Source organism: Xanthomonas sacchari, assembly GCF_024266585.1.
In the GTDB taxonomy this organism is placed as follows: domain Bacteria; phylum Pseudomonadota; class Gammaproteobacteria; order Xanthomonadales; family Xanthomonadaceae; genus Xanthomonas_A; species Xanthomonas_A sacchari_C.
In genome coordinates, this window is record NZ_CP100647.1 from 1,403,437 (window position 1) to 1,425,452 (window position 22,016).

A 22,016-nucleotide genomic window follows, 5' to 3' on the forward strand; every position below is an offset into this window, starting at 1 on the left:
GCCTGCCAGGCCCAACCCGAAGGGCCGCGATCGCGCGCGCCCATGGCCGGGTCGTCGCGCGGCCGTGGACGCACGTCCACGTCCTCGCTCTTCCTCGCCACAGGCACATGCAATCCCGGCGCGGCACACTACTGGGGGATCGAGGGCATGCCCTGGGCGCGGCCGTCGCCGCGGCGATCACGCGTAGAGCGCCACCGTCTGCCGGCCCCACAGCACCAGCCGCCCCGCGCTGTCCCAGATGTGCATGTCCTGCAGCGAGTAGCCGTCCTCGGCATGGCAGCTGGCCGAGCGCAGCAGGAACCAGTCGCCGGCGCTGGCCGGTTGCGGGAAGTCCAGGGTCCAGGTCATCGAACTGACCGGCGCCGGTTCGGTGAAGCAGGTCATCGCGGCCGGCGGCAGGCAGTCGCCCAGCGCGACCAGGGCCACGCTCGGGTCCACGCCGCCGGGGTCGCGATGGCGTGCCCAGACCAGCAACTCCGGATCGGCCGCGGCGGACAGCGGCAGCGCGCCGCCGGCCAGGCGCATGTCGAAGTGGGCGACGAACGCCGGGGTCGCAGCGCTGTCGGCGATCGGCCGCGCGTCGTCGGGGTCGCCCACCGCCGGGCGCGCCGGCAGGAAGTCGTGGGTGATGCGGCTGGGCCGCGGCTGCGCGAAGAGCAGCGCCGCGCGCAGCGCGACCTGCCCGTTGGCCAGGCAATCCACCGCCACCGAGGTGGCGGACTTGCCCTGGCGCAATACCTGCGCATCGAAGCGCAGCGTGGCGTCGGTCGGGCCGATGAACCCGATGTGCGCCGACTTCAGCGGCGGCAACGCGGACGGCGCCGTGCGCAGCGCGGTCTGCAGGGCGAGCGCCGCGGACAGTCCGCCGAAGGCGGTGCGGCCTTGTCGCCAGCTGGCGGGGACGTCGAACCCCGCAGCGGGGTCGAAGCGGTCGATGATCTGGGCGAGCGTCGGCAATCCGGGATCTCCGTGGTGGGGCGCAAGAGCGTGTCGTCCGTTGCCGAGTATGCCGCGTCAGGTCGGGCCGTCGTGCCGCCGGCGTTGCCGCCAGGTCTTGCCCCATGGCGCTTGCGGCGCGTCGGCAACGCTGGCGTTGGCGGACGCACCATTGGCGGACGCACAAAAGGAAACGGCGCCTTGCGGCGCCGGTTCCAGGAAAAATTGCATTCTCCGCCGTGACGATGCGTGCGAAACGACCTTGAACCCGGGGTTCAAGTGGGATGGCTGGAGAATCATCGGGCTTCCCGCTACGAGGCGGACCTGCACTCCCGATTCCGTCGCCACCCCGTGGTCGTCATTAAGGGACAAGGCGAATGTTTGCACACGCTGTCGTTCACAGCAGAGAACGCAAGGGGAGTATAGCGCCGTCGTCGCGCTTGGCTAGTCCGTTCGTCGGTGCTTCGGTACGTTGCAATTCACGTTGATGATCGAAGCGCCAAGCGCGGATCAGCGCGCCGTATCGACCACGCTGTCCAGGCGGCGATTGAGATCGGCGAGCGTGCGCGCCATCTCGCGCTCGCGCTGCGCCTGTTCATCGCGCAGTTGCTGCAGCTCGTGCGCCAGGTTCAAGGCGGCGAGGACGGCCACGCGATCCACCGCGGCCATGCGGTTGCTGCCGCGGACCTCGCGCATCTTCGCGTCGAGCAGGCGCGCGGCGGCGAGCAGGCCGTCGCGTTCATCGGCCTCGACGCCGACGGTGTACTCGCGGTCGAGGATGCGGACGCTGACCGGCTCGCTCACGTGTGCTGCTCCAGGGACTTCAACCGGGCGATCATCGCTTCCACGCGCGAGCGCGCCTGTTCGTTCTTGGTCAGCAACTGCGAGCGCTCGCCGATCAGGTGTTCCTGTTGCTGGCGCAGGCTGCGGTTCTCGTCGGACAGGCGCTGGCAGCGCTCGACCAGCGTTTCCACGCGTGCGGCAAGGGCGCGAAGCTCGGCGAGGGCATCAGGGCTGTCCATGGCGCTCACGATAGGCATGCGCCCGAGGGGTGGTCAAGCCGCCGCGCGGCGGCGCCATGGCTGGCGCTCAGGCAGGCAGCCGCAGCGGTTGCTGCAGCAGGCGCAGGCAGGCGTCCGGCTCCAGCGCCGGCGCCACCAGGTGGCCCTGGATCTCGTCGCAGCCGTGCTCGCGCAGGAACGCCAGCTGCCCGGCATCCTCGACCCCCTCGGCGACCACCTTCAGCGCCAGCGAATGGCCCATCGCGATGATGGTGCTGGTGATCGCCTCGTCGTCCGGGTCGCGGGTGAGGTCGCCGATGAATTCCTGGTCGATCTTCAGGGTGTTGATCGGCAGCCGTTTCAGATAGGCCAGCGACGAGTAGCCGGTGCCGAAGTCGTCGATGGCCAGGGTCAGCCCCAGCTCGCGGCAGGCGTGCAGCAGCTCGGCGTTCTTGCCGACCTGCGACATCACCACGCTTTCGGTCAGTTCCAGTTCGATGTTGGCCGCCGGCACGCCGGTTTCGGCCAGGATCGCCGCCATCAGTTCCGGCAGGTTGCCGCGCTCGAGCTGGATCGCCGAGACGTTCACCGACATGCACAGGTCGGTCAGGCCCATCCGCCGCCAGTCGCGCAGCGCGCCGCAGGCCTGGCGCAGCACCCACTCGCCGATTTCCAGGATCAGCCCGGTCTCCTCGGCCAGCGGGATGAACTGGCTCGGCGAGACCGGTCCGAAATCGGCGCTGTGCCAGCGCAGCAGCGCCTCCACGCCGACCACCCGCTGCGCGCGCAGCGAGTAGCGCGGCTGGTAGACCAGCTTCAGTTCCTGGTCCAGCGGGATCTTGCGCAGCGTGCTGGCCAGGGTGGCGCGGTGGCGGGTGGCCTCGTCCATGCGCGCCGAGTACACCTGCGCGTTGCGGCGCCCGGCGGCCTTGGCCTGGTACATCGCGGTGTCGGCATGCTTGAGCAGTTCGCTCGGCAGCAACGCGTGCTGCGGGAACAGGGAAATGCCGATGGAGGTGGAGACCGCGACCTCGCGGCGTTCGTCCAGCCGCAGCGGCGCCTCGAAGGCGGCCAGCACGCGTGCGGCCACCGCTTCGGCCTCGCCCTGGCTGACGATGTCCTCGACCACCACGGTGAACTCGTCGCCGGCCAGGCGCGCCACCGTGTGCTGCGGTCCCACCGCGTGCTGCAGGCGTTCGGCCACGGCGCGCAGCACGCGGTCGCCGACCGCGTGGCCGAGCGAGTCGTTGATGTCCTTGAAGCGGTCCAGGTCCAGGAACAGCACCGCGACCGAGCCGGCCTGGCGCCGTGCCCGCACGATCGCGCGCGCCAGGCGCTCGGACAGCAGCGTGCGGTTGGGCAGGCTGGTCAGGGTGTCGTAGTTGGCGAGGTAGCGCAGTTCCTGCTCGGCGCGCTTCTGCTCGGTGATGTCCTCCAGCACCACCACCTGGAAGCTCTGGCGGCCGTCGGCAGCGACCACGGTGTTGCGGCGCAGGTGGCAGAGGATCTCCTGGCCGTCCTTGCGCCGTTTCCAGGCCTCGCCGCGCCAGTGCCGGCCCTGGTCCGCCACCGACGCCGCCGGGGTGTCCGGCGCGTGGTCGATCAGCGCCATCGGCTGGCCCAGCACTTCGCGCTCGCTGTAGCCGGTGATGCGGGTGAAGGCCGGGTTGACCGAGATGAAGCGGCGCTCCTCGTCGAGCACGGCGACCGCCTCGCCCATGCTGCGCAGCACTTCGGCGGCGATGCGCCGCTCCAGGTCGGCCTGGCGGTGCGAGGTGATGTCGCGCGCGGTGCCGGCGAGCCGGCGCGGTGCGCCGCTGGCGTCGTAGTCGACCACGCGCCCGCGCACCCGCGCCCAGTGCCAGATCCCGTCGCCGGCCAGGTCCACCCGGTACTCGGCGGTGTAGAGCGCGGTGAGGCCCTGCAGGTGTTGGTGCAGCACTTCCCGCGCCTGCTGCATGTCGTCGGGATGGATGCGCAGCGGCTCGTTCTCGCGGATCACCAGGCCGATGTCCTGCGCGTGCGGCGTGGCCTCGTCGGCGCGCATCAGCCGCAGCGTGCGCTGTTGCAGGTCGTAGTCCCAGAAGTGCTCGCCCGAGGCCCACAGCGCCAGCTTCAGGTGCTGGTCGCGCTGCTGCAGCTGCAACTGCCGCTGCAACTGCCCACGCAGGTGCCGGCGACAGCGCAGCGCGAACAGCGCCACCAGTCCGCCCGCGGCCAGCGCGGCCACGGCCAACGGCCACGCGGCCAGCAACGTCTCGCCGGACAAGACCAGGCCGCTCCCTTCCGCAGCTCCTGCAGCAATGTGCTCCAATGGCATAGCGGAAAGTGACTTCTGTCAAAGAATGGGTGGTGGAGTGTAGGCGCGTGCCGGAAGCCTCCACAAGCGGCGGCGCGCACGCGATTGCTACACTGCGCAGTCCCGATTCCGCCGCAGGCCTCGACAGGCCGGCGGCCAGCGCCCGACAGGCTTTGCTCCATGACCGAACTTCCCACTGCCGACCAGATCGCCGATGCCAGCCGGACGCTTGGCCTGGCTGCGTCGGCGGCCGAACTGCACGGCGCCCTGTGCGGCTGGCTGGCCGGCGGTGGCGCCGATCTGCCGGCATGGCCGGCCGCCGTGCTGGCCGACGCCGGCATCGCCGCGCCGCGCCCCGGCGACGCGCTGGACCGCCTGCGCGAGGCCACGGTCGCGCAACTGAACGACCGCGACTTCGGCTTCGACCTGGTGCTGGCCGATGCCGCCGCGGCGCTGCCCGAGCGTGCCGATGCGCTGTTCGACTGGTGCCGCGGCTTCCTTGGCGGTTTCGGCCTGGCCGCCGGCGCCGCGCCGCCGCTGTCCGAGGAAGGGCAGGAGGCGCTGCAGGACCTGGCGCGGCTGGCCCAGGCCAGCGCCGAGGATTTCGACAGCGGCGACGAGGACGAGGACGCGCTGGCCGAGATCGAGGAGTTCGTGCGCGTGGCGGTGCTGCTGCTGCACAGCGACTGCGTGCTCGGCCCGCGCCACCGGCAGCGCCTGAACTGATGAAACGGCTCACCGGGATTTCCGCCGGCGAGTACGCGCGCCGGCGCCGGCAGTTGATGGACATGGCCGGCGAGCAGGCCATCCTGGTGCTGCCCAGCGCGCCCGAGCGGGTGCGCAGCCACGACACGCATTACCCGTACCGGCAGGATTCGGACTTCTGGTACCTGTGCGGCTTTCCCGAGCCGGACGCGGTGCTGGTGCTGGTGCCCGGACGCCGCCACGGCGAGGCGCTGCTGTTCTGCCGCGAACGCGATCCCGAGCGCGAAGCCTGGGACGGCCCGCGGGCCGGCCAGGAAGGCGCGGTCGAGCGCTACGGCATGGACGACGCCTATCCGATCGAGGACCTCGACGAGATCCTGCCCGGGCTGCTGGAAGGCCGCTCGCGGGTGTACTACCACTTCGGCCGCGACGTCGATTTCGACCTGAAGCTGATCGGCTGGGTCAAGCGCGTGCGCGAGCAGGTGCGGCACGGCGCGCAGCCGCCGCACGAGTTCCTGGAACTGGGCCACCTGCTGCACGAGCAGCGCCTGTTCAAGTCGCGCGACGAAGTGGCGCTGATGCAGGTGGCCGCCGACCTGAGCGTGGCCGGGCACCGCGCGGCGATGCGGCTGGCGCGGCCCGGCGTGCACGAATACCAGGTGCAGGCCGAGATCGAGCGCGAATTCCGCGCCGGCGACGCCTGGCCGGCCTACGGCAGCATCGTCGGCAGCGGCCACAACGCCTGCGTGCTGCACTACCGCGCCAATGCCGCGCGCCTGCGCGACGGCGACCTGGTGCTGGTCGATGCCGGTGCCGAGTACCGCGGCTATGCCGCCGACATCACCCGCACGTTCCCGGCCAACGGCCGCTTCAGCGCCGAACAGCGCGCGCTGCACGACCTGGTCGGCGCCGCGCACGCCGCCGCGCTGGCGCAGGCGCGCCCGGGCGTGGCCTACGAGGCGGGGCACCTGGCCGCGGTGCAGACCCTGACCGAGGGCCTGCTGCGGCTGGGCCTGCTCAAGGGCAGCCTGGAGCAGAACCTGGCCAGCGGCGACTACCGGCGCTTCTACCGGCACAAGACCGGGCACTGGCTGGGCCTGGACGTGCACGACGTCGGCGACTACCGCCTGGCCGGCGAATCGCGCCTGCTCGAGCCGGGCATGGTGTTCACCATCGAACCCGGCCTGTACGTGGCGCCGGACGACAAGGAGGTCGACGCGAAGTGGCGCGGCATCGGCATCCGCACCGAGGACGACGTGCTGATCACCGACGACGGCCACCGCGTGCTCACCGATGCCCTGGCGCGCAGCGCCGAGGAGATCGAGGGGGTGATGGCTGGGAATGGGGAATAGGGAATGGGGAATGGGGAATGGGGAATGGGGAATGGGGAATGGGAAAAGCTAGTGCCCGCGCGCGGAAAGGTCAGCTAGCAGGCCTGGCGCTTTTGCTTTTGCGATTCCCGATTCTCCATTCCCGATTCCCGGCAGTGGCAGCGGCTCGGGTGGCCGCGAATGCACTGGCGCTGATGGCTGGGAATGGGGAATAGGGACTGGGGAATGGGAAAAGCAGTGCCCGCGCGCGGAAAGGTCAGCTAGCAGGCCTGGCGCTTTTGCTTTTGCGATTCCCGATTCCCGATTCCCGATTCCCGGCGGCAGCCATCAGGCCGCCGCAAACACCGGCCGCGTCAGGTTCTCGGGCGCGTCGTCGGTGCACACCACTTCGTCCTCGATGCGGATGCCGCCGTAGGGCTTGAATTGCTCCACCCGCGCCCAGTCGACGCTGCCGCCGTGGCCGGCCTGCCTGAGGTCGTCCAGCAGCATGTCGATGAAGTACAGGCCCGGTTCGATCGTCACCACCATGCCCGGTTCCAGGGTGCGGGTCATGCGCAGGTAGGGGTGGCCGTCGGGGCGCGCGATGCGGCCGCCGCGGTCGCTGGCGGCGAAGCCGGCGACGTCGTGCACCTGCAGGCCGATCGGATGGCCCAGGCCGTGCGGGAAGAACGCGGCGCTGACGCCGGTGGCCACGGCAGTCTCCGGCGACACGGTGAGCACGCCGGCGTCCTTCAGCACGCCCATCAGCGCCAGGTGCGCATCCAGGTGCAGTTGCCGGTAGTCCACGCCGGGGCGCACGTTCCGGCCCAGGCGCTGCTGCGCGGCGTCCACTGCGTCGATCAGCGCCTGGAACTCGCTGCCGGGATCGGCGGCGTAGGTGCGGGTGATGTCGCTGGCGTAGCCGTGCGCGGAGGCGCCGGCGTCGATCAGGAAGCTGCGCAGCGGCGTCGGCGCCTGTCGCTGCAGCTCGGTGTAGTGCAGGACGGCGCCGTGTTCGTTCAGCGCGACGATGTTGCCGTACGGCAGCTCGTTCGCGTCCTGCCCGACCGCCGCGCAGTAGGTCATGTGGATCTCGAATTCGCTGCGGCCGTCGCGGAACGCGGCCTCGGCGGCGCGATGGCCGCGCACCGCCGACTGCTGCGCCTGGCGCATCAGCGCCAGCTCGTAGGGCGTCTTGTAGGCGCGGTGATACTCCAGGTACTGCAGCACGTCCGCCGGGTTGTTCGGCACGTAGGCGCCCAGCGCGCTCTGCGGTTCGCCCAGGATCGCGCTGCGCGCCGGGTCCGGCAGCAGCGCCAGCGCCTCGTCCGGGGTGCGGATCAGGTGGATCTCGCAGTGCTCCACCCACCAGCCGCTGGGCGCGTCCGGCACCACGTGCCAGTAGTCGCGCGGCTGGTGGAAGATCACCTGCGGGCGCCGCCCCGGCGTGTACACCAGCCAACTGTTCGGGACCCGGGTCAGGGGCAGCCAGGCCTTGAACTGCGGGTTCACCGCGTACGGATAGTCGCGGTCGTCGAACACCTGGTAGTGCAGGCTGCCGCTGGGCACCACCAGGTGGTCGAAGCCGCCGCGCGCCAGCGCCTCGTCGGCGCGCTGGGTCAAGGTGCGCAGGTGGTCGGCGTACAGGGCGCTTGGGTCGTGCTGGGGCATGGCGGCGGCTCGTTCGGCGGTGCGGAAACAGGGGCGCCAAGTGTGCCGGAAACGATGCGCACGCGCGTGTGCGGCGGGCGCATGGCGGGCGGCGACGCGGCGTTCGTGGCGAACCCTCCGGATGCGCTTTCCATCGTGGCGCGCAACCGATGGGGATGGCTGCCGCGGGAGCGGCCGCAGGGCATCTCCAATCCGCTGCCTTCGCTTGCATCAAGCCGGAAGAGGTTGCCTGGCCTGTGGGAGCGGCTTCAGCCGCGACGCGTGTTCCCCGTCACGCGCGTCGCGGCTGAAGCCGCTCCCACGGCATACTTGAGACGTTCCAGGAACAGCGCTCGCGGCTGAAGCCGCTCCTGCGCGGTTGCGCTGACGTCAGCCGCCCTGGGCGGCGTTGATCCATCGCCGCAGCAGGTCGCGGTGCGCAGGGGAAATGGTCAGGAAGCGGAAGCCGGCCCAGGCCTGGCCCGGCGCGTGCGAGGGGTCGCTCCACAACAGGTGCACGCCGACGTCGATCTGCACGTCGCGGCCGGCCTGCGGCATCGCGAAGCGCAACTGGTACAGCGCGTCCTCGTGCAGCGGCACCGAGGTCAGCAGCAGCATGCCGTGTTCGGACACGTTGCCGAGGCGGCCGACCACGGCGTCTTCCATCAGGTCCAGCACCGGCACCATGTCCGGGACCTGGCGGCGCGGCGAACGGCGGGCATCGGCGCTCATGCGCCTTCCATGCTGTCGTCGGCGGCGGGAACGCCGGCCAGCGTGCGCAGCGCGCGCAGCGCGGCCTGCCAGGCGCGGTCGACCAGGCCTGCGCGGTCCTCGCTGACGATGCGGGCCTGGCCCTGTGCCAGCAACCGCGCCAATCCGTCGAGCGTGTGTTCGGCGGTCTTCTGCCCGCGTTGGTTGACGAACAGCGCGCGCTCGGTGATCGGGCTGTACCAGGACAGGCGTTGCCGCTTCAGCTCGCCTTGCTGGTTGACGACGAAGTCGAACCAGGTGCCGAACGGCAGCGTGCGCAGCCGCGCATACGCGGCCTGTTCGGCCTCGGTGCGTGGCGGCAGCGACGGCCGCGGGCCGTCCTCGCCCTGCTCGCCGAGGCGGGTACGCGTCTTCAGCCGCACGCTGAGTTCGGTCTGCGAGATGGTGGCGTCGGCGCCGCCGGGCGTGGACAGGCGGCGGGCGAGGGCCTCGGCTTCCTGCTGGTGGTAGCCCACCTGCAGCAGCGCCTGGCACACGCGCTCGGCCAGGGCCGCATCGGCGGCGCCCTCGCTGCGGCAGGTGACCTCGGCGATGCGCTCGGCCAGGCCGACGCGTTCGCGCCAGGCCTCCGAGTCCTCGCCCTGGCGCAGCAGGGTCAGCACCAGCACGTCGGACCAGGCCTGCTGCAGCAGGGTCTGCACGACAGCGGGCGGTTGCCGGGCATTGCACAGCGCCTCCAGGGTGGCGGTCGCGGTCTGCTTGGCCAGTTCCAGCCGTTCCTTGCCGCGCGCGGCCTCGACGTGCCGGCGCTCGGCGATCTCGGCCTTGTGCGCCAGGCTGCGCTGCTGCGCCTGGATGTCCTGGTGGGCCCGTGCGAAGACCACGTCGTCGCCTTCGTACTCCTCGACCACGCGGTCCACGGCCTGGTTGAGCTTGAGCAGCAGCTGCGGATCGCTGTCCTCTTCGCCCAGCCAGGTCGCGCCCGACTCGGCGACGGCGTTGAGCAGTTCCCGCGCCGGGTGCTGGCTGCGCGCGAAGAACGCCGGATCCTGCAGCGCTGCGCGCACCAGCGGCACCTGCAGGCGTTCCAGCAGCGCCGCGGCCGGCGCGTTGGCGCGTACCTCGCGTTCGATCTCGCCGTACAGCAGGCCGAGCAGGTCGAAGGTGTCGGCCTGCTGCGCTGCCAGCGTCGCCTGCGCACCGTGGCTGGCGCGCAGCGCCTGCAGCAGGGCGGTCTGCACGTCGCGCAGGTGACGGCGTCCGCGCAGCCCGCCCAGGGTGCTGTAGGCCGGCGGCTGCGCCTGCAGTTCGCCCAGTGCCTTCAGCAGGCTGGCGGTCGGGACCGGGGGCGCGCCGCTGGCGCTCGCCGGCCGTGCCGGGAGTGTGGCGGCACCGGCGGGCGCGGGCGTGGCCGCCGCCGCGGCGGGCGCGGCCTTGGCGCGCGCAGCGGTCAGCAGTTGGCGCAGGGTGGCCAGGTCGGGGCTGCTGGCGGTCGGTTCCGCGGCACCGGCCGCTGTGCCCACTGGCGGCCGCGGTGCCATCGCGGCCGGCCCCGGCGGCATGCCTATGGCGGGTGCGGCCTGGCCGGGTGCGGCGCCGTGCCCCTGGGGGGCGCTGCCGGCAGGCGCCGGAGCGGTGTCCGCGGCCATGCGCGCCGGGCGGCGCGCGCCCGGCTGCACGTGGGTGCTGCGCGCCACGTAAGGCAGGTAGATCAGGCCCGGGAGCACCCCGGCGTGAGTCAGCAGGCCATTGGCTTTTTCAACGACGTCGCCGTAGCGCGCCAGCGCCTGGCGTTCGAAGGCGCGGTACAGCGCCAATTGCGTGTCCAGCGCCAGGCCCAGCGCTTCGCCGGCATCGCGCAGCAGTCGGCACAGCGCGTGCGGCCCCAGCGGCAACTGTTCGATCTCGAAGGCGGGCCGGGCCGCCAGCACGCCGAAGCGCTGGCCGAGCAACTGCAGCGGAACATTGCAGCGGATCGCCTCGCGGCGGGCGATCTCGTGCAGCACGATGTCGCGGTCGATATCCACGTTGGCGACCAGGGTCAGCATCTGCGCGGCGGCCCCCGGCCTGGCCGGGGGCGGCGCGGCGGCCGTTGCGGCGGGGCTGCGGATGCCGGCCAGCCCGGCTTCCAGCTGCGCCCGGTAGAACGGCGCCAGCTGCCCGCGCTGTGCGCGCAGGCGTTGCGTTTCCTGGTGCAGGTCCTGCTGCACCTGGCCGTTGCGGGCGTGCCCGGCCTGCTCGAACAGGGCCTGCTCCAGTTCGTCCAGGGTCGCCTGCAGCGACGTGTCCAGCGCCTGCCACAGCAGGGTATTCAGGGACTGCAGGATGTCGCGCACGCGCGCCGGCAGGGCGGCGCTGGCAAGCGTCGCCGGTGGGGCCGGGAGGGTCGCAGACACGGGCATCCTGTGATCGCCGTTGTACTTTTCTGCGCGGTATGTAGCACGATCCGCCGCCGCAACCAAGGCGGGCGGTGTCGCCGGTGGGGCGCCCTACGGTAGGAACAGGGCGATGACGTCGTTGGTGAAGCGCCGTCCCAACTCGGTCGGTACGGCGTGGCCGGCGTCCACCCGCAGCCAGTCACGGGCCTGCGCGGTGGCCAGGGCCGGGGCGATCGCCTGCAGCGGCAGGCCGGTGCGGGCGCTGAAGTCGCGCAGCGCGAAGCCGTCGTTGAGGCGCAGCGCGTTGAGCATGTACTCGAACGGGCGCCGCTCCGGCGCGATCCATTCGTCGCCGCCGATCGCCGCCGGCGTCCCCGCCGCGTCCAGGAACGCCTGCGGATGCTTGAGCTTCCAGCGCCGCAGGATGGTCTGTTCGGCACCGGAGCTGATCTTGCCGTGGGCGCCGGCACCGATGCCGAGATAATCGCCGAAGGTCCAGTAGTTGAGATTGTGCGCGCAGCGGTAGCCGGCGCGGGCATAGGCGCTGACCTCGTACTGCGCGTAGCCGGCCTCGGCCAGCAGCGCCTGGCAGCGCTCCTGCATGTCCCAGGCGTCGTCGTCCTCGGGAATGCCCTGCGGCGGCCGCGCGGCGAATACGGTGTTCGGCTCCAGGGTGAGCTGGTAGTGGCTGAGGTGGGTCGGCTGCAGCGCCAGCGCCTGCGCGATGTCGCGCTCGGCCTCGGCCAGGGTCTGCTGCGGCAGCGCGTACATCAGGTCCAGGTTGAGATTGGCGTAGCCGGCGTCCTGCGCCAGCTTCACCGCACGCTCGGCCTCGGCGCCGTCGTGGATGCGGCCGAGCCGTTGCAGGGCCGCATCGTCGAAGCTCTGGATGCCGAAGCTGAGGCGATTCACCCCCGCCGCCAGATAGCGGTCGAAGCGGCCATGCTCGGCGGTGCCGGGATTGGTCTCCAGGGTGATCTCCAGGCCCGGCGCGAAGCGCAGCCGGGCGCTGGCCGCCTGCAGGAAACGGTCGATCGCCTCGGGCGGGAACAGGCTGGGCGTGCCGCCGCCGAAGAACACGCTGTTGACCACCCGGCCCCAGACCAGCGGCAGGTCCTGGTCCAGGTCGCGGATCAGCGCATCCACGTAGGCGTCGAACGGCAGCGCCCCCTTGGCCGCGTGCGAGTTGAAGTCGCAGTACGGGCATTTGCGCACGCACCACGGCAGGTGCACGTAGAGCGACAGCGGTGGCGGCACCAGCGACGGGCCGTCGGCGTGCCCGGACGGATCCGGGCAGGCCGCGCCGGGCGGATGCTGGCAATGGTCGTGGGGGTGCGGCATGGCGGGCGGAAGGCGGGCGGCGGGGAATCGGGGAGGCGAGGGGCTGGCTGGGTCGGGAGTGGGCGGAGCGGCGCAACGCGGTCTGCGCGCGCCGCGGCGGCGTTATCGCCTGGCACCAGCGCGCGGCGCGCTCACCCGGCGGGCTGCGCCGCCAGCAGGTCGGCCAGGTGCCGCTTGAGCTGCTGCAGCGCAATGGCGCGATGGCTGATGCGGTTCTTCAGCGCCAGCGGCATCTCGGCCGCGGTCTGGCCGTGTTCCGGGTCCACGAACACCGGATCGTAGCCGTGCCCGCCGCTGCCGGCACGGGCGTGCGCGATGCGGCCACGCCATTGCCCTTCCACCAGCAGCGGTTGCGGATCCTCGGCATGCCGCAGCAGCACCAGCACGCAGTAGAAGTGCGCGCCGCGCTGCGCGTCGGGGACATCGCGCAGCGCGTCCAGCAGCTTGTCGATATTGGCCTGCGCATTGCCGTGTTCGCCGGCGTAGCGCGCCGAATACAGGCCCGGCGCGCCGTGCAGCGCGTCCACGCAGATGCCGGAATCGTCGGCCAGCGCCGGCAGGCCGGTGACGTGGGCGGCGTGGCGCGCCTTGAGCAGCGCGTTCTCGACGAAGGTCAGGCCGGTTTCGTCGGCATCGCCGACGCCGAGCGTGGATTGCGCGATGAGCTCGACCCCGACGTCGTCGAGCAGGGCATGCAGTTCTTCGAGCTTGCCGGCGTTGCTGCTGGCCAGGACCAATTTCATGCGATGGGCTCCAGCAGGTCCCAGGTGTTGCCGTAGAGGTCGCGGAACACCGCGACCGTGGCGTAGGGTTCGTGGCGGGGCGCTTCCAGGAATTCCACGCCGGCGGCCAGCATCGCCGCGTGGTCGCGCTGGAAGTCGTCGGTGTGCAGGAAGAAGCCGACCCGGCCGCCGGTCTGGTCGCCGATGCGGCGGCGTTGGGCGTCGTCGCTGGCGCGCGCCAGCAGCAGCGCCGCGCCGCGCGCATCGCCAGGCCCGACCACGACCCAGCGCTTGTGGCCCTGGTCCACGTCCTCCAGCACCTGGAATCCCAGCTTGCCGGTGTACCAGGCGATGGCCTCGTCGTAGTCGGCCACCACCAGGGTGACCAGGGCCAGGCGCCGGGTCATTGCGCCAGGGCCGCGCGCTGCGCCGCCAGCAGGTCGCCGATGCCGCGCTCGGCCAGGCCGAGCAGCGCGTCCAGCTCGTCGCGGCGGAAGGCGTGGCCTTCGGCGGTGCCCTGCAGCTCGATGAAGCCGCCGCCGTCGTTCATCACCACGTTCATGTCGGTGTCGCAGTCGCTGTCCTCGGCGTAGTCCAGGTCCAGCACCGGCACGCCGCGGTAGACGCCGACCGAGACCGCGGCGACCGCGCCCAGCACCACCGGCTTCTTCAGGTCGCCGCGCTTCTGCAGCCAGTTCACCGCATCCACCAGCGCCACGTAGGCGCCGGTGATGGCGGCGGTGCGGGTGCCGCCGTCGGCCTGCAGCACGTCGCAGTCCAGGGTGATGGTGCGCTCGCCCAGCGCGGTGCGGTCCACGCAGGCGCGCAGCGCGCGGCCGATCAGGCGCTGGATCTCCAGCGTGCGTCCGCCCTGCTTGCCGCGCGCGGCTTCGCGATCGGAGCGCGAATGGGTGGCGCGCGGCAGCATGCCGTACTCGGCGGTCACCCAGCCTTCGCCCTTGCCGCGCAGGAAGCCCGGCACGCGGTTCTCGACGCTGGCGTTGCACAGCACGCGGGTGTCGCCGAAGCTGACCAGGACCGAGCCTTCGGCATGACGGGTGAAGGCGCGCTCGATGCGGACCGGGCGCAACTGATCGGCCGTGCGGCCGCTGGGACGGGAGAAGGACATGCAGGGGTTCCGGGAAGGGCGGGGCCGTGCGCGGCATGTGACCGCGTCGGTGAGGCAGGAAAGGGCGCTAGGTTAACATTCGCCCCCTGTCCGCACCGGAACACCGCATGATCCGCAGCATGACCGCCTATGCCGGCGCCGAGCGCATCACTCCCTGGGGCACGCTGGGGTGCGAGTTGCGCTCGGTGAACCACCGTTTCCTGGAAGTGGGCGTGCGCCTGCCGGAGGAACTGCGCGCGCTGGAGCCGCAACTGCGCGAACGCGTGGCCGCGCGGATCAGCCGCGGCAAGCTCGACCTGATGCTGCGCCTGCGCGCGCCGGATGCCGCGCAGACCCTGGCGGTGAACGAGGCCCTGGTCGAACAACTGGGCGTGCTCGCGCAGCGGCTGGGCGCGCGTTTTGCGCAGATGCAGGTGCAGTTCGTCGACCTGCTGCAGTTGCCTGGCGTGCTGCAGGGGCAGAGCGTCGACCCGGCGGCGCTGCAGGCGCAGGCGCTGGAACTGCTGGACGAGGTGCTGGCCGAGTTCGTCGCCGCGCGCGAGCGCGAGGGTGGCAAGCTGGCCGCGGCCATCGTCGAGCGGGTCGATGCGGTGGAGCGCATCGCCGGCGAGGTGCGCACGCTGATCCCGGCCATCCGCGAGGGCCAGCGCGCCAAGCTGGCGGCGCGCCTGGCCGACCTGCCGCATCCGGTCGATCCCGGCCGCGCCGAGCAGGAACTGGTGCTGTGGTTGCAGAAGCTTGATGTGGACGAGGAACTGGACCGGCTCGGCAGCCACGTCAAGGAACTGCGCCGGGTACTGCGCCAGCCGGAACCGGCGGGCCGGCGCCTGGACTTCCTGCTGCAGGAGTTCAACCGCGAGGCCAACACCCTGGGCTCGAAGTCGGTGGACAGCCGCACCTCCAACGCCGCGGTGGAATTGAAGGTGCTGATCGACCAGATTCGCGAGCAGGTGCAGAACCTGGAGTAGGGGCTAGGGTGGTGCCATGCCATCCCCAAGCCTGCTTTAAAAATCAGGTGGTCAGTTCGGTTTTTGTCTGATCCGGCGTGGCCGTTGCAAGGTCTGCAGGCAGACGGGGGCAAAGTCGAGAGGCGCTGGCCCTAGGCGTTTTCCCCTTGGCCGCGGTCAGGGATGGGCTCGGGGACTGCAGAGATGATCGGATTGGCAGTAGGCGTCAGGTCCGTCTGGACGTGGTGCTCGCCCGAAAAGATTGGTGTAACGAGCAGGTATGGATCAGTCCTTGGTCGCAGCGATCCATCAAAGCTGCGTTCAAACCTGCCGCGCCAAGCGCCAGCGTGTTCGCCAGCGCTGCATCCATCGCGGCGGGGTGCTGGCCGGGCCGATCCGGCGCAGCTGGTTCGGCCGCAGTGAGGGGCACAAAGCATCACGCGGCAGTGTTGCTCCGAAGGGCCTGCTACGTCGGAACGCGGCCTTTCACCGCATTGGCTCGGGCGCCATAGGTGATTCGTGCATCCGCCTGCTCCGGCAAGCGATCACGGACTCGCGTCTTCAACTGGGCAATACGGCTGGCGTCCAGCGCTCTCAGCGTTGCTCCGACACTCGGTGCAGCGCAGGCCGTGGTCCAGAAGTCATCGAAATCGGCGAAGGTGCGCTGCACGTCGATCACGCATGTCGCCGTTGCATCCAGTCCCGCGCGGGTCCACAAGTCGTGCATCACCGCCGCCCGCGATGCGTCGGGGCTCGGCGGCGCCGGCACCGCCAAGCCCATCTCTCGCATCTGCGCGAGCAGCAGTTCGTAGGGAAAGCCACCGCCCGGCATGTCCCAGGCATAGGCGGCGACGGTTCCGCCCGCCCGCACGACGCGGGCCATCTCGGCCACCCCTATGGCGGGCTCTGGAACGAAGAAGATGACCAGGGGCATGATGGCGATATCGAACATGCCGTCGGGGTAAGGCAGCCGCATGGCATCCCCGTGGCGGAATTTCGCATCGTGCAGCGCGGGCCTTGCGCGTGCGAAGGCGAGTTGCTCCTCGGACGGATCCACGCCGTGGACCGAAGCAGGGGCGCGATGTCCGACGACCATTTCGGTAAAGGCCCCGTTGCCGCAGCCGACATCCAGCCAGTGCTGCCACGGCGCTGGAGCCAGCCAGTCCAGGAATTTGCTGCCCGCCAGTTGGCTCCAGGCTCCCATGTAGCGTTCATACGTGGCGCCATCGTTGAAGCGAATCTGTTCGACCGTCATGTCAACCTCCAAGCGTCGCGACCAACGTGGCCGCCAGATAGATGCCCGCGCCGAACACCGCATGCGTCACAAGGCTGCGCAGGCAGTTGCCGAGGGGCGTGGCCGTCTTCGACGCCGCAAATCCCGCCCCCATGGCGGGTTGCATGATGAACAGCGGTGCCACAACGGTCGCGATGCCGGCCGCGAGCGCTGGCGCGGCGGTTGGTGCATGCAGCCACTTCGCCCCCAGCACAGCAACGATCAGGAGGGCGAACGCGATGCCTGTCGCATAGTGGGCCAGCCACCCCAGCCGCCGCTCGCCCGGTATGGCCGCGGCTTGCGCAATGCCAGGGTGGGCGAAGCGGCCTCTCCACAGATGCCCCACCCAGCGTCCGAGCATTGCGTAGTCGAGCGTGGGCACGCCCAGGCGCCGGAGCAGCAGCGACCACGCGTCCATCACCAGGGTGGCACCGAGGCCCACGAGCGCGGCCCATGCCATGACCGTCCATTCCATCTCCATCCTCCGCGACGGGCTCCATCGAACCCTTGGGGCATGGTAGAAGTTGAAGTCAACTTCAAGTCAAGAGGTGATCATGGACATTGCGGAAGTCGCCAAGCGCACCCACCTGGCGGCATCGACCTTGCGCTTCTACGAGAAGAAGGGGCTGATTCAGGCCACGCGATCGGCTGGTGGTCGGCGGGATTTCCCACCCCGCGTGTTTGAGCAACTGGCGTTGATCGCACTCGGGCAGGCGGGAGGTCTGTCGCTGGACGAGATCGGCGCCATGCTTTCGCCGGAGGGCGCTGTGCATGTGGACCGAACCTTGCTGCTGGCCAAAGCCGACGACATCGACGCGACCATCAAGCGTTTGCGCGCGATGAGTCAGGGCCTGCGGCACGCCGCCGCGTGTCCGGCGCCGAGCCATGCCGAATGTCCAAGCTTTCGGCGGCTGTTGAAAGTGGCCGCATCGGGACGATTGAAACAGGCCGCCACGATGCCGAGGACGCCATGATGCACAAGACAGCCGGCGATCCTGAGGCCGAATTGGGCGCTGCCACAGTGATCTTTGTGCCTGCACAGGCCACCTTCATAGCGAGGCGTCAGCGCGGAACCTGGCGCCCTCGTTGAGCTGCAGCGCGTGGGTAAGGCGACTTCGATCAAAGCGCCGACGCCTTCCTGCGTGCCGCGGATAGCCGTCCTGGCCATCGTCATCCTGCAGCGTGCACGACCCGCTCCAGCGCCGCCTGCGCGAGGCGATTCTCCGCGGGCGTCCCGATGCTGATCCGGACCCAGGTGTCGTAAGGCGGGAAGGCGCGCGCGACCAGGATTTTGCGCGCCTTCAGCGCGGCGACGACCTCGGCCTGCGGTCGTCCGACGTCGAAGAAAACGAAGTTCCCCGCGGGCTCGGCATAGCGCAAGCCCAGCCGGCGCAGTTGATCGAGCCAGCGCGTGCGCTCGACGGCGACCTGTTCGCGTACCCACGCGACGTGACCGGGATCGGCCAGGGAGGCGGCGGCCGCCGCGATCGAGAGCTGGTTCAGCCCGTGCGGGCTGCCCACGCCGCGCTTGCGCAGGGCGGCGGCCAGATCCGGGGGCACCAGCGCGTAGCCGATCTGCAGGCCCGCCAGCGCGTGGATCTTGCCCAGCGTGCGGAACACCGCGACGTTGCGCCCGGCGCGCAGGTGCCGCACCGCGGTGCGGTCGGCCGCGTCCGGCAGGTAGTCCAGATACGCCTCGTCGACGATCACCAGCGCCTTGGCCGAGGCGGCCAGCACGAAGGCATCGAACTCCTGCGCCGGACTCGCCGTACCGGAGGGGTTGTGCGGATTGACCACGAACAGGGCCCGGGTATCGGCCTGGATCGCAGCCAGCAGCCGCGGCAGGTCGTTGCGCAGCGACGCATCCAGCGGCACCTCGATGGCGCGTCCCCCGAACGGCGCGGCCGCATCGACCAGGGCGCCGTACCCGGGCACCGAGTACACGAACGTGCCGCCGTTGCCGGCCACGGCCAGATGCTGGCCCAGCGGCTCGAGCACTTCGCCCACGATGACCTGCTCGGGCGCTACGCCCTCGAGAGCGGCGATCTGCTTGACCAGCGCCTGCCCCTGCTCGGCGGTGACATAGCGCGGCGCCAGCGGCAGGGCGCGCTGGATCGCCACCGGCACGCGCGGCGAAGGGCCGTAGCTGCTTTCGTTGAGATCCAGGCGCACCAGCCCGTCGGCAGCGCCGGGCGCGTCGCGGCGTGCCCCGGCCGCCACACCGGGAACCAGAGACGCCAGCGGCGCGGCGACGGCCAGCGCGGCGTTGCGCGCCAGCCAGGCGCGCCGGGACGGATCGACGGCATCGTGGGAGGACATCAGAACGTCACCTGCAGTCTTCCGTAGTAGTAGGCCCCGCTCCAACCGAACGGCGAGAGCTCGCTGTAGGGGAACACGCCATAGGTGCCGGCGCCAGAGACGGCGGGGGTGGTAGCGATATTGCGCGTGGGATAGGTGTTGAACACATTGTCCGCCCCCAGCGTCAGCACCAGGCGCTTGGAAATGCGCAGCGAGACGTCCGCGTCGGTGATCCACTTGGCGTCCAGCCACTGGATCAGATCGTAGCTGCTGGTGACGATCTTCCCGCCGCGGGTGCAGTGCGCGATCGACGCCGGCCGTCGCCGGGCCGACCTGGTGCCTACCGACGTGCTGCTGCTCAAGCTGTTCAGCGCCTGCGCGATGGCGATGCTGCAGCCGCTGGCGCCGTTCGAGCGCATCCGGGGCTTTGCGATGGCGATCGCGCAGCCCGTCGCGGGCGAGGCCGACGCGGCCGGTTAGGGCCGCGTGCGCCTGCTGCGCCCCGCGAAAGGCGCTGGTTTGCTCAGTACACGACGCTGAAGCGCTGGCCGTTGTGCTTGGGCGATTCGATTTCGTCGAGCAGGGCCACCGCGTAGTCCTCGTAGGAGATGCGGCTCTCGCCCTTGGCGTCGGTGAGGAAGGCATCGCCGCCCAGGCGGAACTGGCCGGTGCGCTCGCCGGGACCGAAGAACGCCGCCGGCGACAGGAAAGTCCAGGTGATGTCCTTCACCCCGTGCAACTGATCCAGGAAGGCCGCGCCGGGCAGCGCCTCGGACTTGTACGCGGCCGGGAACTCCGGCGTATCGACCAGGCGCATGCCTGGGGCGACTTCCAGCGAACCGGCGCCGCCGACCACGGCCAGGCGCGGGATCTTCGCCGCGCGCACCGCGGTCAGCACGTGCTCGGGCGTGACCTCGGCGAACCTGGCGGCGCTGATGAAGACATCGTGGCCGGTCAGCTTGGCGCCCAGCGCGGCCGGGTCGGCGGTGATGTCGCCCTGGACGAAGGCCACGCCCTCGGGCAGATCGTCGACCGGCTTGCGCGCGATGACGGTAACGGAGTGGCCGCGGCGCAGGGCCTCGGCCACAAGACGACGGCCGACGTTGCCGGTGCCGCCAAGCAGGGCGATGGATGCCATTGGTGCTTCTCCCTTGATGGTTACGAAAAGGAACCATGCCATCATGCGCGTCACGCCCCTGTCTGCCAAGAAGGGAACCCGACGTGTCCAGGTAACCGCCAGGTAACCCCGTCACCCAGGTCCCGCGCATCCGCAATCCCCAATCCCCAATGCCGATCCAATGACCCTGCACCGCTCCACCGCCCCCTACGCCGCCCACTGCCCCGTGCGCGATGTGCTCGATCGACTGGGCGATCGCTGGAGCACGCTGGTGCTGCAGGCACTCAAGCCGGCGCCGCTGCGCTTCGCCGCGTTGCAGCGGGCCATCGACGATGTGTCCAAGCGGATGCTGGCCAAGACCCTGCGCGGGCTCGAGGAAGACGGGCTGGTCACGCGCACGGTGTTTCCCAGCAAGCCGCCGGCGGTGGAGTACGCGCTGACGCCGCTGGGCCGCAGCTTCGTGCCGCATATCGAGGCGCTGGTGGCCTGGGCGCAGACCCACCACGACGCGATCCGCGACGCGCGCCGCCTGTATCGCGAGCAGGTCGACGCGGCGACCTGAGCCGCCGTTCGGCGCGCCCGTCCATCCGGAACGGGCGCGATCACGTCTTCTGCATCAGGGCCTGTCGATGTCCATCGCGCAGGCCAGTGCCTGCCGGGTTTCCAGCTCGGCCAGGCCTGCGCTGAGGCCGGCATGCACATGGGCATAGGCTGCACTGCCAAGCACCAGGCGACGCGGCATCGCCGCTGCGTCGGCGACTTCGAGGATGGCGCGCACCATCTTGTGCACATCGCCCTCGATGGCGAACGCGCCGGCGCGGGCGCCGAACATCGCCGAGGTGGGGGGCCGGCGCTGGCTGTGCGACCTGGGCTTTGGCAGCGACGGGATCCGCGCGCCGATGGACCTGGATGGCCTCGACACCGACGTCGTGCAGGACTTCGACACCTTCCGCCTGAGCCGCGATGCGCGCGGCGAGTCCCTGCTGCGGGCCAAGGTGGGAGGTGACTGGGCGAAGCGATACGGCTTGGATCTGTCGCCGCAGGAGTGGGTCGATTTCGTCCCCGCCAACTACCTCAATGCCACCCACCCCGACGCCATCTTCGTGCAGACGCTGCTGGTCGTGCTGCATCGGCCCGATGGGCGGCTGATCCTGCTGGGCGACACGCTCAAGACGGTGACGCGGGGGCGTGTCGAGACGCGGCAACTGGCCGGACCGGCAGTGGTCCAGGTGCTGGAAGGGTGCTTCGGGCTCCCGGCCATCTCTGCGTAGAGACGTGCTCCCATCACAAGGGGTCGGCAGCGCACGCCGTCGCGCTGCGCAACTCCCGCAACTTCTGCGCTGTGCCATCCTCATCCAGCGGCGTGTACACCACCAGCTTCATGCCTGGCCGGTCGGCGACCTCCAGGGTGGTGTACTCGAAGGTCATGCGACCCGCCTCCGGATGCTGGATGCGCTTATGGCCATCGAATGGCCGCAGCACGTCGTGCTTGGGCCACCACTGGCGGAACTCGGGACTGGCCTGCGCCAGCGTGTCGATCAGACGGGCGAAACCGGGGTCGCCGATGTGGCGGGCACTGTCGGCGCGGAACATCGCCAATGCGCTCGGGGCGAGCTGCTCCCAATCGAGCAGCAGGCGCCGGTGGGCCGGGTCGGCGAAGACCAGGTGCATGATGTTGCGCTGGTCGCCCTGCAGCCGGTCGTAGTCACCGAACAGCGCCTGCGCGGCCCGGTTCCAGGCCAGGACGTCCCAGCGGCGCCCCAGCACGTAGGCAGGCTGGGTTTCCATGCTGTCCAGCATGCGCCGCAGCGGAGCGTCCACCTGCTCCGCTCCCGCCGCTGTCGGCGCCGGCACGGGGCGGTCGCTCAGCAGGAACAGGTGTTGCCGCTCAGCGGCGTCGAGCTTCAGCGCGTCCGCCAATGCGGACAGTGCCTCAATCGAGGGCGAGACGTCGCGTCCCTGTTCGAGCCACGTGTACCAGGTGGTGCCGATGCCGGCGAGCTGTGCGACTTCCTCACGTCGCAGGCCGGGCGTGCGGCGGCGGATGCTGGCGGGCAGGCCGGCCTGAGCCGGGCTCAGCCGTTCGCGGCGCGAGCGCAAGAAGGCGCCAAGCTCGCGCCGCCGGATTGCAGACTCGGGCAAGGAGGATGGGGGCATGCGGGAAGCCTAGCAGTACCGGGTACCAGGATGCCGCCGAAA

Annotated in this window: 25 protein-coding genes and 1 other RNA gene; 7 read left to right on the forward strand and 19 right to left on the reverse strand. The window is 70.7% G+C overall.

Features of this window, described 5'->3' with window-relative positions; translation table 11 throughout:
• Window positions 1-177: 177 nt before the first annotated feature.
• The 5 genes from NKJ47_RS05690 to NKJ47_RS05710 all read right to left on the reverse strand — a co-directional run bounded on the left by NKJ47_RS05690 (window position 178) and on the right by NKJ47_RS05710 (window position 4,206).
• Window positions 178-957, reverse strand: a complete 780-nt coding sequence (locus NKJ47_RS05690) for an acyl-CoA thioesterase (RefSeq protein WP_254460540.1) — start codon at window positions 955-957, stop codon at window positions 178-180.
• Window positions 958-1,163: 206 nt separating this feature from the next.
• A non-coding RNA gene (gene ssrS, locus NKJ47_RS05695) (6S RNA) lies at window positions 1,164-1,348 on the reverse strand.
• Window positions 1,349-1,446: 98 nt separating this feature from the next.
• Window positions 1,447-1,740: a cell division protein ZapA gene (locus NKJ47_RS05700; RefSeq protein ID WP_254460541.1), complete on the reverse strand. Its 294-nt coding sequence runs from the start codon at window positions 1,738-1,740 to the stop codon at window positions 1,447-1,449.
• Entirely contained in the window at window positions 1,737-1,958 is a 222-nt protein-coding gene (locus NKJ47_RS05705; RefSeq protein WP_017910437.1) for a TIGR02449 family protein, read from the reverse strand. Before NKJ47_RS05705 ends, NKJ47_RS05700 begins: the two co-directional genes overlap by 4 nt.
• A 67-nt stretch (window positions 1,959-2,025) precedes the next feature.
• Window positions 2,026-4,206 (reverse strand): putative bifunctional diguanylate cyclase/phosphodiesterase, encoded by a 2,181-nt coding sequence (locus tag NKJ47_RS05710; RefSeq protein ID WP_254460542.1) that lies wholly within the window; start codon window positions 4,204-4,206, stop codon window positions 2,026-2,028.
• 210 nt (window positions 4,207-4,416) lie between these two features.
• On the opposite strand from NKJ47_RS05710, the gene NKJ47_RS05715 reads away from it, so the two are divergent.
• Complete coding sequence (locus tag NKJ47_RS05715) at window positions 4,417-4,962, forward strand: UPF0149 family protein (protein WP_254460543.1); 546 nt, start codon at window positions 4,417-4,419, stop codon at window positions 4,960-4,962.
• Complete coding sequence (locus NKJ47_RS05720; RefSeq protein WP_254460544.1) at window positions 4,962-6,293, forward strand: aminopeptidase P N-terminal domain-containing protein; 1,332 nt, start codon at window positions 4,962-4,964, stop codon at window positions 6,291-6,293. The genes NKJ47_RS05715 and NKJ47_RS05720 overlap by 1 nt, the downstream gene beginning before the upstream one ends.
• 306 nt (window positions 6,294-6,599) lie before the next feature.
• Here NKJ47_RS05720 and pepQ read toward each other — a convergent pair whose 3' ends face one another.
• The 7 genes from pepQ to rph all read right to left on the reverse strand — a co-directional run bounded on the left by pepQ (window position 6,600) and on the right by rph (window position 14,182).
• A complete protein-coding gene (gene pepQ / locus NKJ47_RS05725; RefSeq protein WP_254460545.1) occupies window positions 6,600-7,922 on the reverse strand; it encodes a Xaa-Pro dipeptidase in 1,323 nt (440 codons plus the stop codon).
• Window positions 7,923-8,291: 369 nt separating this feature from the next.
• The gene (locus NKJ47_RS05730; RefSeq protein ID WP_254460546.1) at window positions 8,292-8,633 is read right to left on the reverse strand and encodes a PilZ domain-containing protein; all 342 of its coding nucleotides are present in this window, start codon (window positions 8,631-8,633) and stop codon (window positions 8,292-8,294) included.
• Window positions 8,630-11,014, reverse strand: coding sequence for a DUF1631 domain-containing protein (locus tag NKJ47_RS05735; RefSeq protein WP_254460547.1), 2,385 nt, complete (start codon window positions 11,012-11,014; stop codon window positions 8,630-8,632). The genes NKJ47_RS05730 and NKJ47_RS05735 overlap by 4 nt, the downstream gene beginning before the upstream one ends.
• 87 nt (window positions 11,015-11,101) lie before the next feature.
• Entirely contained in the window at window positions 11,102-12,331 is a 1,230-nt protein-coding gene (hemW, locus tag NKJ47_RS05740; protein WP_254460548.1) for a radical SAM family heme chaperone HemW, read from the reverse strand.
• A gap of 131 nt (window positions 12,332-12,462) precedes the next feature.
• Complete coding sequence (rdgB, locus tag NKJ47_RS05745) at window positions 12,463-13,074, reverse strand: RdgB/HAM1 family non-canonical purine NTP pyrophosphatase (RefSeq protein WP_254460549.1); 612 nt, start codon at window positions 13,072-13,074, stop codon at window positions 12,463-12,465.
• On the reverse strand, window positions 13,071-13,460 hold the full coding sequence (locus NKJ47_RS05750) for a VOC family protein (protein ID WP_254460550.1): 390 nt from the start codon (window positions 13,458-13,460) through the stop codon (window positions 13,071-13,073). Before NKJ47_RS05750 ends, rdgB begins: the two co-directional genes overlap by 4 nt.
• Entirely contained in the window at window positions 13,457-14,182 is a 726-nt protein-coding gene (rph, locus tag NKJ47_RS05755; protein ID WP_254460551.1) for a ribonuclease PH, read from the reverse strand. Before rph ends, NKJ47_RS05750 begins: the two co-directional genes overlap by 4 nt.
• A 107-nt stretch (window positions 14,183-14,289) precedes the next feature.
• On the opposite strand from rph, the gene NKJ47_RS05760 reads away from it, so the two are divergent.
• The gene (locus NKJ47_RS05760; RefSeq protein WP_254460552.1) at window positions 14,290-15,150 is read left to right on the forward strand and encodes a YicC/YloC family endoribonuclease; all 861 of its coding nucleotides are present in this window, start codon (window positions 14,290-14,292) and stop codon (window positions 15,148-15,150) included.
• A 445-nt stretch (window positions 15,151-15,595) separates the two neighbouring features.
• Here the strand turns inward: NKJ47_RS05760 and NKJ47_RS05765 are convergent, their stop codons facing one another.
• Entirely contained in the window at window positions 15,596-16,384 is a 789-nt protein-coding gene (locus tag NKJ47_RS05765; RefSeq protein ID WP_254460553.1) for a class I SAM-dependent methyltransferase, read from the reverse strand.
• A gap of 1 nt (window position 16,385) precedes the next feature.
• Window positions 16,386-16,877, reverse strand: coding sequence for a DUF2938 family protein (locus tag NKJ47_RS05770; RefSeq protein ID WP_254460554.1), 492 nt, complete (start codon window positions 16,875-16,877; stop codon window positions 16,386-16,388).
• Between the two features lie 79 nt (window positions 16,878-16,956).
• Between NKJ47_RS05770 and NKJ47_RS05775 the strand changes: the two genes are divergently transcribed.
• The gene (locus tag NKJ47_RS05775) at window positions 16,957-17,376 is read left to right on the forward strand and encodes a helix-turn-helix domain-containing protein (protein WP_254460555.1); all 420 of its coding nucleotides are present in this window, start codon (window positions 16,957-16,959) and stop codon (window positions 17,374-17,376) included.
• A 196-nt stretch (window positions 17,377-17,572) separates the two neighbouring features.
• Here the strand turns inward: NKJ47_RS05775 and NKJ47_RS05780 are convergent, their stop codons facing one another.
• The gene (locus NKJ47_RS05780; RefSeq protein WP_254460556.1) at window positions 17,573-18,721 is read right to left on the reverse strand and encodes a pyridoxal phosphate-dependent aminotransferase; all 1,149 of its coding nucleotides are present in this window, start codon (window positions 18,719-18,721) and stop codon (window positions 17,573-17,575) included.
• Window positions 18,721-19,062, reverse strand: a complete 342-nt coding sequence (locus NKJ47_RS05785) for a hypothetical protein (RefSeq protein ID WP_254460557.1) — start codon at window positions 19,060-19,062, stop codon at window positions 18,721-18,723. The genes NKJ47_RS05780 and NKJ47_RS05785 overlap by 1 nt, the downstream gene beginning before the upstream one ends.
• Between NKJ47_RS05785 and NKJ47_RS20710 the strand changes: the two genes are divergently transcribed.
• A complete protein-coding gene (locus tag NKJ47_RS20710) occupies window positions 19,049-19,180 on the forward strand; it encodes a hypothetical protein (RefSeq protein WP_302329809.1) in 132 nt (43 codons plus the stop codon). The genes NKJ47_RS05785 and NKJ47_RS20710 overlap by 14 nt on opposite strands.
• Before the next feature lie 43 nt (window positions 19,181-19,223).
• Here NKJ47_RS20710 and NKJ47_RS05790 read toward each other — a convergent pair whose 3' ends face one another.
• Window positions 19,224-19,838 carry an NAD(P)-dependent oxidoreductase gene (locus NKJ47_RS05790; RefSeq protein ID WP_254460558.1) on the reverse strand — a complete coding sequence of 205 codons (615 nt, stop codon included), beginning with the start codon at window positions 19,836-19,838 and terminating at the stop codon, window positions 19,224-19,226.
• 160 nt (window positions 19,839-19,998) lie between these two features.
• Between NKJ47_RS05790 and NKJ47_RS05795 the strand changes: the two genes are divergently transcribed.
• Entirely contained in the window at window positions 19,999-20,379 is a 381-nt protein-coding gene (locus tag NKJ47_RS05795) for a winged helix-turn-helix transcriptional regulator (protein ID WP_254460559.1), read from the forward strand.
• Between the two features lie 54 nt (window positions 20,380-20,433).
• Here the strand turns inward: NKJ47_RS05795 and NKJ47_RS05800 are convergent, their stop codons facing one another.
• On the reverse strand, window positions 20,434-20,607 hold the full coding sequence (locus NKJ47_RS05800; protein WP_254460560.1) for a hypothetical protein: 174 nt from the start codon (window positions 20,605-20,607) through the stop codon (window positions 20,434-20,436).
• Between the two features lie 10 nt (window positions 20,608-20,617).
• Between NKJ47_RS05800 and NKJ47_RS05805 the strand changes: the two genes are divergently transcribed.
• Window positions 20,618-21,088, forward strand: a complete 471-nt coding sequence (locus tag NKJ47_RS05805) for an arylamine N-acetyltransferase family protein (protein WP_254460561.1) — start codon at window positions 20,618-20,620, stop codon at window positions 21,086-21,088.
• A 13-nt stretch (window positions 21,089-21,101) separates the two neighbouring features.
• Here NKJ47_RS05805 and NKJ47_RS05810 read toward each other — a convergent pair whose 3' ends face one another.
• Window positions 21,102-21,974 (reverse strand): helix-turn-helix transcriptional regulator, encoded by an 873-nt coding sequence (locus tag NKJ47_RS05810; RefSeq protein WP_254460562.1) that lies wholly within the window; start codon window positions 21,972-21,974, stop codon window positions 21,102-21,104.
• Window positions 21,975-22,016 lie beyond the last annotated feature (42 nt).